Origin of the sequence: Streptomyces sp. NPDC051133, from assembly GCF_040682635.1 — a bacterium.
Taxonomy (GTDB): Bacteria; Actinomycetota; Actinomycetes; order Streptomycetales; family Streptomycetaceae; genus Streptomyces.
Genome location: NZ_JBFBBK010000104.1, coordinates 1 through 10,126 on the forward strand (window position 1 = coordinate 1; position 10,126 = coordinate 10,126).

The 10,126-nt window shown below is 67.6% G+C and carries 4 protein-coding genes and 4 pseudogenes; 5 read left to right on the forward strand and 3 right to left on the reverse strand.

All coding sequences use genetic code 11. The features are described from left to right. The first annotated feature begins 145 nt into the window (after nt 1-145). On the forward strand, nt 146-2,017 hold the full coding sequence (locus AB0N17_RS44260; RefSeq protein WP_366017369.1) for a recombinase family protein: 1,872 nt from the start codon (nt 146-148) through the stop codon (nt 2,015-2,017). 33 nt (nt 2,018-2,050) lie between these two features. On the opposite strand, the pseudogene AB0N17_RS44265 reads toward AB0N17_RS44260, so the two are convergent. Beyond that, nucleotides 2,051-3,130, reverse strand: a pseudogene (locus AB0N17_RS44265) (transposase); the annotation flags it as partial. A 507-nt stretch (nt 3,131-3,637) separates the two neighbouring features. Here AB0N17_RS44265 and AB0N17_RS44270 point away from each other — a divergent pair. From AB0N17_RS44270 to AB0N17_RS44280, 3 genes and pseudogenes are all read left to right on the forward strand, one after another. Then, nucleotides 3,638-4,066: a hypothetical protein gene (locus AB0N17_RS44270; protein WP_366017366.1), complete on the forward strand. Its 429-nt coding sequence runs from the start codon at nt 3,638-3,640 to the stop codon at nt 4,064-4,066. 540 nt (nt 4,067-4,606) lie between these two features. Then, on the forward strand, nt 4,607-6,094 hold the full coding sequence (locus AB0N17_RS44275) for a YncE family protein (RefSeq protein WP_366017367.1): 1,488 nt from the start codon (nt 4,607-4,609) through the stop codon (nt 6,092-6,094). Between the two features lie 86 nt (nt 6,095-6,180). Then, nucleotides 6,181-7,076, forward strand: a pseudogene (locus tag AB0N17_RS44280) (IS3 family transposase); the annotation flags it as partial. 299 nt (nt 7,077-7,375) lie between these two features. Here the strand turns inward: AB0N17_RS44280 and AB0N17_RS44285 are convergent. Continuing rightward, nucleotides 7,376-8,143, reverse strand: a pseudogene (locus tag AB0N17_RS44285) (IS256 family transposase); the annotation flags it as partial. Nucleotides 8,144-8,193: 50 nt separating this feature from the next. Here AB0N17_RS44285 and AB0N17_RS44290 point away from each other — a divergent pair. After that, a complete protein-coding gene (locus AB0N17_RS44290; RefSeq protein WP_366017368.1) occupies nt 8,194-9,354 on the forward strand; it encodes an IS30 family transposase in 1,161 nt (386 codons plus the stop codon). Nucleotides 9,355-9,383: 29 nt separating this feature from the next. On the opposite strand, the pseudogene AB0N17_RS44295 reads toward AB0N17_RS44290, so the two are convergent. Continuing rightward, a pseudogene (locus AB0N17_RS44295) lies at nt 9,384-9,872 on the reverse strand (transposase); the annotation flags it as partial. Nucleotides 9,873-10,126: the final 254 nt, after the last annotated feature.

A 10,126-nucleotide genomic window follows, 5' to 3' on the forward strand; every position in this document is an offset into this window, starting at 1 on the left:
AAGCAGCAGAGTGCCGAGCAGCGGGTCTCAACGCATCAACAACTGTCCCTTTTCATCCGTACGCAGGTGGGGACGTTCACTTGTACGCCGACACCTGGTCTCCGAGGTCGGACTCGATCACGTCGGGATGGTCCTGGGGATCGAGATGTCCCGACTGGCGCGTTCAGGTCGCGAGTGGCACCAGCTGCTGGAACTGTGCGCGTTGTCGGGGACGCTGCTGGCCGACCCGGACGGTGTCTATGACCCCGCCGAGCACAACGACCGGCTCCTGCTCGGGCTGAAGGGGACGATCAGCGAGGCCGAACTCCACCTGATCAAACAGCGGTTGTGGAGCGGACGGATCAGCAAGGCCCGCCGTGGTGAACTCGCCGTGCCGTTGCCGGTCGGCTATATCCGCCGGCCCGACGGGGCGGTCGAACTGGACCCGGACGAGCAGGTCCAGAGCGTGGTCCGGCTGGTCTTCGACCTGTTCGACGAGCTCGCCACTGTCAACGCGGTGCTGCGGTACTTCGTCGACCACGGACTTCAGCTGGGCATCCGGGTTCGTGAAGGGGACGGGCGGGGTGACCTGCAGTGGCGCCGGCCCAGCCGGATCGCGCTGCAGAACATGCTCCGCCACCCGATCTATGCCGGTGTCTACGTCTACGGCCGCAGCAAACTCGATCCGCGGCGTCGTCAGGAGGGCCGCCCGTTCACCGGCCGGGTCCGCCGGCCCCGCGAGGACTGGCTGGTCTACCTGCCCGACATGCTGCCCGCCTATATCGACATCGCGCGCCATGAACGCAACCTGGCCCGGCTCGAGGCGAACCGGGCCAGGTCCGAGAGCATGGGCTCGTTGCGAGACGGGCCCGCGCTGCTGGGAGGCCTCGTCTTCTGTGGCCGTTGTGGCACCCGCATGACCGTGCGCTATCAGCGCGGACCCCAGGGGCGGTTGCGGCCGGGCTACGAATGCTCCCGGGCCAAGGCCGACTACGGCGGGTCGCTGTGCCAGACACTGGCCGGCACCTGCGCGGACCGCTTCGTGACCAGCTTGCTGATGACCGCGCTGGCCCCGGCCGCACTCGAGGTCTCCCTCCAGGCTGCCGGGCAGGCCCAGCAGCGGCGCGAGCAGGTCGAGCGGATCTGGCGGCAGCGTCTGGAGCGTGCCCAGTACGCCGTCGACCGGGCCCGGCGCCAGTACCAGCTGGCCGAGCCCGAGAACCGCCTGGTGGTGCGTGAGCTTGAGCGGAACTGGGAGAACACGCTGGCCGAGCAGAGGGACCTGGCCGAGGAGTACGACCGCTTCACCGCCGCCCGGCCCCGCACGCTGACCACCGAAGAGCGTGAGCGGATCCGTGCCCTGGCCAGCGACATCCCGGCTGTCTGGGCAGCCGCGACGACCGCCGACGCAGATCGCAAACAACTCCTGCGTCACCTGGTCGAAAAGGTGAGCCTCGCCGTCGTCGGAGACAGCGAGCGGGTCACCGCTGAGATCACCTGGGCCGGAGGACACCGCACGAACGGCGAGTTCGTCCGGCCTGTCGCCCGCCTGGACCAGCTCAGCTACTACCCGCGTCTGGCAGCCCGCGCCCGTGAACTCACCCAGAGCGGCCACGACGCGGCCGCCATCGCGGACATCTTGAACAGCGAAGGATTCCGCCCACCCAAGCGCCGTGAACGCTTCGGAGCCGAGGGGATCCGTCATCTCCTGCAGGATCTGGGCTTCGTCAGCCGCCGCGAACAAGCCCTCCGCCGGACCCGCCCCGCACTGGGCCCCGGCGAGTGGCGGCTGACCGACCTCGCCCGCGAGCTCGGCATCCCGCGCGTCACCCTCTACGGGTGGCTCACCCAAGGTCGGGTCACCGGCCACCAGGCCGACGACGCACATCATTCTTGGATCATTCAAGCCGACGCAGCCGAAGTCGACCGGCTCCGCGCGCTCCATCAGCAGTCCCGCGGCCACCAGCCCCGACAAGCCTGGCTCGACCACCAGAAGACCGCGATAATCCAAAACGATGAAGGAGGACAGCGACAGTGAAGCCAAGTCACGACTACGACAGCAGTCTGGCTTGCTCCTCTCCAGGTCGAATCTGCGCAGGTAGCACGACCAGACGAAGTCCACCTCGGCCGCGCCGAGGCCGGTGGCGGAGGACCACAGCCAGACCGGCGGCGCGTCGCGGTCGCCGGGCAGGTGGTCGACCTTCAGCCGGATCAGCGTGCCCTCGACCAGCGGGAGTTCCCCGTCGTCGTCGATCCAGGCCGAGCGGTGGGTCAAAAACGGGTGGAGCCGGTCCCACGCCGTCGTCTCCGCCTTGCCGTAGCGGGCGGTGTCGTTGCGGGTGGTCACGGCGGGTTCGGGCCAGGTCGTGGGATCGGCGAGCTTGAAGCGGGCCCCGTGCTTCGGGGGCCGGCCTCCCGCCGGATGCGCCGCGTCCCACTGGGCACGGGTCGGTGCCGGGCAGCGCAGGACCCGGTCCGAACGAAGGCGCCCGACCACCTCGACCGGCAGGTCCCGCAGCACGTGTGCCAGGCGCATCGGGTCGTAGCCGGCGTCCATCACGACCATGATGTCCCGGTCCCCGTCACGCCACTGACCAGCCGTGACCATGCGCTCGACCACGGCCCGTAACTGGGCGGCGGTCACCAGCGCGGCGTCATCGGCAGGGCCGAGCCGGACCACATCGAGGATCTGCGTCCAGGACGTGCGGTCCGGGGTGAGGGCGGCGACGAACGAGTACGGCCAGCCGGGCACCACGTGGTCCGACGCACGTCCGTTGCGGCCGTGGACCAGGCAGAACAGCCGCTCGGGTGAGCAGACGGCATCCGACCGCAGCCACGGCGAGACGTCCACGGTCAGTACGATCCGGTCGCCGAACCTGGGCAGGGGCAGAGAGACCAGCAGGTCACGGAGCCTTTCGACATCCAGGCGGCCCTCGTTCAAGGCAGCGTAGAGGGCTCCGTAGCCGCGCCGGTGCTCGGCCGTCAGGGACAGCTCCACCGGCGTCCTGGCCGGCCCGTCCGCGCACAGCAGCGCGTCCGTCAGCTCGAAGAACGCATCCGCCCGCCGTGACAGGCACGCGTAGAAACCCGCCCGGAAGCGTGACACTTCCGCGAACGCCTCACGCCCGCCCACCGGTTGCATCACACTCATCACCGCGGCCTTCTTGGTGAACTTCCTGCTCTCGTCGCTGAGTTCAGGATCACGAGAAGGCCGCACCCACGACGGGCGATCACCCGAACGAGCGACCAGCTCCATGCCGATGATCAAGCCCGACCATAAGGAACAAGCTCAGGAACAGGCGGCAGTCCCCCCGGTCGCATGGACACTACACCGACCCCCCTACGGCCGGAGCAGACAGAACGACCGCACCAACGATCATGCCGGGCCGCCCCGCACCCCTGCAGGCCATTCAGCAACAGAGTCGGCGGTGGCGGGGGCGGCGGGTCCACCGGTGGCGGCGGCGGTTTCGGTAGCGGTAGCGGCGTTGCCGGCTCCGGCGGCAACGCCTTCGGCGATGGAGGTGGTGGCGGGGGAGGTGGCTGGTTCGGCGGCGGCGCCGGTGGCCCCGGCTCCGGCGCCGGTGGCGCGGGATCGTCGTACGCCCCGGCCTCCTCCGGCGCCTCGGCAGCTCCCGCGGCCGCGGGAGCCACACCAGAAGTGACGATCTCCTACAGCGTGGTCAGCGGCCCGTCCTTGACCATCACCAAGCACCACACCGGGAACTTCACCCAAGGTCGGGACGGCACCTACACCATCAAGGTCGGCAACGCCGGGCCCGGAGCAACCAACGGCACGGTCATCGTGAGCGACACCCTCCCCGCAGGACTCAAGGCCGACAGCATCAGCGGCAAGGGATGGACCTGCACCCGATCCACCCTTACCTGCACCCGCAGCGACGTCCTCCCCGCCGGGCACAGCTATCCGACCATCACCCTCAAGGTCGACGTCTCCTGCACCGCCGCCGCCAAGGTCACCAACACCGCCACCGTCACCGGCGGCGGCGACACCACCCACGCCGCCACCGACCCCACCACCATCAAGCACCACAGGAACGACAACGGCTGCGAGCACCACGAGCACTGGTAGACCGACCGACCCGTACGGCGGGGCACGTCCATGGAGACGGGCCCCGCCGTGATCTCACCCCATGCGCCCGGCTCCCCACCCCACACCCTTCCGCTCGCGGAGACGGCACCGACCACCGTGCCTCCGCGCAGCTACTGAAGGATCAGAAGTGCCGTTCTCAAGACAGCGGCGCGGAGCGGGGTGTACCGCCCTATGACAGCCACACCGCTACAGAAACCGCCCCACGGCAGCGACTTTGCTCTTCCTCAACACCCGACCAGCGAAAACACCCCCATCTGACATGCCGTCACTGACACCCACCCACCGACACCAAACCGGCACCCCGCATATCAGAACCGGCCTACACCAAGAACCGCAATTTCGCCCATATAGTGCATATCGCTTTCTGTAGTGATCTAGGTCTTTCTGCTCGCCGTGCCCGGCACATGACGGACCGAGGTCGCACCGCTCTGAGATCAGGAGACAGCAGTGAACAGGCGTCATGCGGACGTAGCCCCCCCCTTGGGGGTTCAGAGAAGCCGGGGCGGAAGGCGGTGGTGGGTGTGGCTGGGCCGGCTGGCGGCGGCATTCGCTGTCCTGGCCGGCCTGGTGGTGCTGCCGGCCGTGCACGCAGCGGCCCAGGGCGGCTCGGGCGGCCACCGGGCCAAAAACCATTCTCGTACGGCGGTGACCGGGCGAGCCGTGCACGCGGCCGCAGCCGCCCTGAACGGCACCTTCGCCTACGTCGCCAACTTTGCTTCGAATACGGTGTCGGTGATCAACACCGCCACCAACACCGTCACCGCCACCATCCCCGTCGGCAGCAGTCCGTTTGCTGTGGCGGTGAGCCCGGACGGCTCCCACGCCTACGTCACCAACTTCTTTTCGGCCAATGTGTCGGTGATCGACACCGCCACCAACACCGTCACCGCCACCGTGAGCGTCGGCAGCGGACCGGATGGTGTGGCGGTGACCCCGGACGGCTCCCACGCCTACGTCGCCAACTTCGGTTCGGCCAATGTGTCGGTGATCGACACCGCCACCAACACCGTCACCGCCACCGTGAGCGTCGGCAGCCGACCGCGTGGTGTGGCGGTGACCCCGGACGGCTCCCACGCCTACGTCGCCAACTTTGCTTCGAATACCGTGTCGGTGATCGACACCGCCAGCAACACCGTCACCGCCACCGTCACCGTCGGCACCGGTCCGCAGGGTGTGGCGGTGACCCCTAACGGCTCCCACGTCTACGTCACCAACAGCGGTTCAAACACGGTGTCGGTGATCGACACCGCCACCAACACCGTCACCACCACCATCACCGTCGGCGCCCGTCCGTTCGGCGTGGCGGTGAGCCCGGACGGCTTCCAGGCCTACGTCACCAACGCCAATTCGAACACGGTGTCGGTGATCAGCACGTTCAGCAACACCGTCACGGCCACCGTGAACGTCGGCAACAATCCGGAGGGTGTAGCGGTGACCCCGGACAGCACCCACGCCTACGTCACCAACGCCGATTCGAATACCGTGTCGGTGATCGACACCGCCACCAACACCGTCACCACCACCATCCCCGTCGGCACCAGTCCGACTGGTGTAGCGATCGGGCCCGCCTCGACCACGCCGGGGGCGCCCAGCCAGGCAGGGGTCCAGCCCCAGACCGCACCCACCGATTCAACGTGCGACGACGTCCTGGGAGCGGGCAACTACCTGTTCCAGGTCGCCCCGAGCGGCACCGGCACCACCGTCTTCCCCCCGCCGCACGCCAACGGATCGGTCACCCTCACCGAAAACAACGGCCCCAACGGACAAGAGATCAGCTTCACCATCAACGGCCCCTACGCCGCCCGCGCCGTCATCATCGACAGCAACGCGGTGAACCTGCCGCCGAACTCCGACAACGTCTTCAAGTACCAGGCACCGTCCTTCCCCCACGGCCTTTCCGAAGACCACGGCCTCCACGCCCCCGTCAACCCGGCCTCGCCCACCGGCACCTACTTCGGCGTCGGCTCCTTCACCCTCTGCGCAATCGCCAGCAACTACAACAACTGACACCCCCAGGACCGGTGGGACCTGTCCCCGGGTGGTGGACACCTCTGATCCCGGCCCCGGTAGGGGCCGGGTAGGAGGCATCTTTTATGGTGATGAAGGTCTACTCGCCCGAGTTCAAGGCGGACGCCGTCGCGCTGTACCTGTCGGACCCGAGTCATACCTTCGAGGGCATCGGCAAGGACCTGGGGATCAGTCGCGAGACGCTGCGCAACTGGGTACGGACCGAACGGGCCCGCCGCGGCGGGGGCAGCACGACGAGTACGAGCACGGAGAAGAACACGGTGGATTCCCCGCCGACGGCCGAAGAGCTTCAGGTCGAGAACGAGGCCCTGCGCCGCGAGCTGGATGCTGCGCGCAAGGAGATGCAGAAACTCGCCACCGAGCGGGACATCCTCCGCAAGGCGTCGAAGTTTTTCGCACAAGAGATGACCTGGTGACCAGCCGCTTCCAGTTCATCGAGGACCACCACCACGCCTGGAGCGTGAAGCGGTTGTGTCACGTGCTGGAGGTCGCCCGCTCCAGCTTCTACAAGTGGCGGACCGGCCGCCAGGCCCGCGCCGCGCGCGAGCGGGCCGACGCCGCACTCGCGATGCGAATCCGTGCCGTGCACGCCGAGTGGGACGGCACCTACGGCCGCCCCCGCATCACCGCCGAGCTGCGCGACGAGGGCGAGCTGGTGAACCACAAGCGCGTCGGACGGGTCATGCGGAAGTTCGGCATCGCCGGACTGCGGCTGCGCAAGCGGCAGGTCACGACCGTGCCCGAGCCGTCCGCCACCCCGGTGCCGGACCTGTTGCGGCGCGACTTCACCGCGAGCGCCCCGAACGTGAGGTACGTCGGGGACATCACCTACCTGCCGGTGGGCGACGGCGAGTTCCTGTATCTGGCGACCGTGATCGACTGCTTCTCGCGCCGCCTGGTGGGCTGGTCGGTCGCCGACCACATGCGCACCTCGCTGGTCACCGACGCACTCCGGGCCGCCGAAGCGACCCTGGAACTGCGCGACAAGCGCGAGGCGCGCCTGCGTCAGCAGCTCAAAGACACTCCGATGCGACCACTGCCGCTGTTCCAGCTCACCGGCTGGAATCACTTCGTCGACGAGAAAGTGGAACCGCCCGCGCGGGCGGGCAGCGGTCCGGGCCCGGACAGGCGCAAGGACGAGCAGTCCATCGCCTACCACCGGCATCTGCGGAGAGGTTGTCAATTCCTTTGTGTATGTAGAGGTGTGCGGCCTTGCTGGTCGGGCCCCAGGGTTGGTTACTGTCGGTGGTCTTGCTGGGGTCAGAGGGGGAGGCGGTCGGGGAAGGCGAGCATGAAGTGGTTCATGGCGCGTTTCCAGCCGAGGGTGCCGGTGCCGCGGATGCGGCCCTTGGGGATGGGGCCGTCGCCGTCGATGTGCCGGCCCTCGATGCGGCGGATGCCGAGGTAGAGGAGCTTGACGGCGGCGTCGTCGGAAGGGAAGTGCCCGCGCGTCTTGGTGATCTTCCGCAGCTGGTAGTTCAGGGATTCGATGGCATTGGTCGTGTAGATCACCCTGCGTATCTCGCGGTCGAAAGCGAGGAAGGGAATGAACTCCTCCCATGCCCGCTCCCAACTGGCAATCAGGCCAGGGTAGTTCTTGCCGTAGTTCGACCGGAGCTCGTCGAGAGCGGACAGTGCCTCGGACTCCGTGGCGGCGGTGTAGATCGGCTTGAGGGCGGCCGCGACCTGCTTGCGGTCGCCGTAGGACACGTATTTCATCGAGCTGCGGATCAGGTGGGTCACACACGTTTGGACCAGTGCCTTCTCCCAGACCGTGTTGATCGCCTCGGGCAGGCCGGTCAGCCCGTCGCAGCACACGATCAGGGCGTCCCTCAGGCCGCGGTTCTTCAGCTGGGTGAGCACGTTCAGCCAGAACTTCGAGCCTTCGGCATCCTGCAGCCAGATGCCCAGCACGTTCTTGATGCCGTCCACGTCGACGCCGATGACCAGGTGGGCGGACTTGTTGGTGACCATACCGCCGTCGCGGACCTTCACGCTCAGCGCGTCGATGTAGAGGATCGGGTAGACCTCTTGAGTTCTATCGGTGGTTGCGAACGCACCGGAAGGAGTGCGTTCGGATGGCGAAGTACGCCCCCAACAAGATGCCGACTGCGGTGAAGAAGAAGTATTTCGAGTTGCTGCGCGAGGGATACAGAGGTGCTGCCGCTGCTCGTCGGGTCGGGGTGTCCACCAGCTGTGGTTCGTTGTGGTTCATCGATGCTGGAAGCGTGATCGTTCCCGACCCCGGCCCGATATCGCCGCGCTTCCTCACCCAGGACGACCGTATCGCCATCGCCGACGGGCTCCATGCCCAGCAGACCGTCAAGCAGATCGCCGCGTCGATCGGCAAGAGCTTTCAGACCGTCTACCGGGAGGTCAAGCGCAACAGCAAACCCGACGGGCGCTACAACCCCTGGTGGGCCCACAATCAGGCCCTGTTGCGGCGACACCGCCCCAAGGAGGAGAAGATCCGGGCCGGCGAACCACTGCGGACCCTGGTACGCGAGAAGCTCGCCGAGAAGTGGTCACCGCAGCAGATTGCCCGCTACCTGGCCCGCGAGCACACCGACCACCCGGCGATGCGGGCTTGTACCGAAACGATCTACCGAGCCCTGTTCGCCGGCCTTCTCGGCCGCCGCAAGGCCAAACTCCGCACCGGCCGCACCCGCCGCAAGAAGCAGCGCCGTGGCGTCCCCACTCTGAACAAGATCAAGAACATGACGCTCATCCATGACCGTCCCGCCGAGGTCAACAACCGTACAGTTCCCGGGCATTGGGAAGGTGATCTCATCATCGGCCGCGGCCAGGGCTCCGCAATCGGCACCCTCGTCGAGCGCACCACCCGCTACGTTCACCTGATCCACCTGCCCCACGGCTGGAAGGCCCCGCAGGTCCGCAACGCGCTCATCACGCAGACCGCGCATATCCCGCCCCAGCTGCGGAAGACGCTCACCTGGGACCAAGGTCGGGAGCTGACCCTGCACGAGGACATCGAGGCGCTGACCGGCTTCCGGATCTACTTCTGCGAGCCCCACTCACCGTGGCAGCGCGGAACGAACGAGAACATGAACGGCCTGCTGCGGCAGTACTTCCCGAAGGGCACCGACCTCTCCGTCCACAGTGCCCGCGACCTTCGCGAAGTCGCTCGCCAACTCAACCGCCGCCCCCGCATCATCCTCGGAGACAAGACCCCCGCCGACGCCATGCGAGAATGCCTGACAGGCCCATTGACCAGGTGATTCGCAACCACTGATGGAAACCGCCCCTCGTCAACAGGCCGGTCCTGCCAGGCTGTTATCTCGTCCGCCACCACATCGGTGATCTTCGACACCAGGGCCGGGGACACCTCCGAGCCGTAGACCTCCTTCAGATGGGCGGTGATGTCCCGGGTGGTCATGCCCCGCGCGTACAGCGACAAGATCATGTCGTCGACCTGGGCCAGGCGCCGCCGGCCCTTGGGCACGATCACCGGCTCGAACTCGGACCTGCGATCGCGTGGCACGTCCATGGTGACCGGCCCGGCCACCGTGGTCACCGTCTTGGAGTAGGCGCCGTTGCGGGAGTTGCCCGAGCCCCGTCCGGCGGGATCACCGGCCTCGTAGCCGAGGTGGTCAGCCATCTCCACCTGCAAGGCCCGCTCCAGCACCGCCTTCATCATCTGCTGCAGCAACCCGCCCGCGCCGTCGATACCGACCCCGGCCGCTTCCGCATCGGCCAGCAACCGGTCGATTGCCGCCGGCGACAAGGCTCCCGCCAACCGCTGTGCCGCCTCCCCACGGTTCTCTGCGGGCTCGGCATGCAGGCTGCTCTCGTTCATCAAGTCACTCACTGTGGGTCACGTCCCTGGTGTCAGCCAGGGCCCAACCAGCACCCAGCAAGATCACCCCTTACACAGAGGAGTAAACAGCCTCCGGCCCGCACCCTGCTGCGCATCCCGTTGCCCACCGGGCGGATGCCCCGCGTGATCGGCGTCGACGACTTCGCCCTGCGCCGGCGCCACCGCTACGCCAC

Bases quoted from the DNA above. Each gene is read 5' to 3' on its own strand.
- AB0N17_RS44290 (WP_366017368.1), top strand. From the start codon at position 8,194: ATGGCGAAGTACGCCCCCAACAAGATGCCGACTGCGGTGAAGAAGAAG.
- AB0N17_RS44260 (WP_366017369.1), top strand. From the start codon at position 146: ATGTCCCGACTGGCGCGTTCAGGTCGCGAGTGGCACCAGCTGCTGGAA.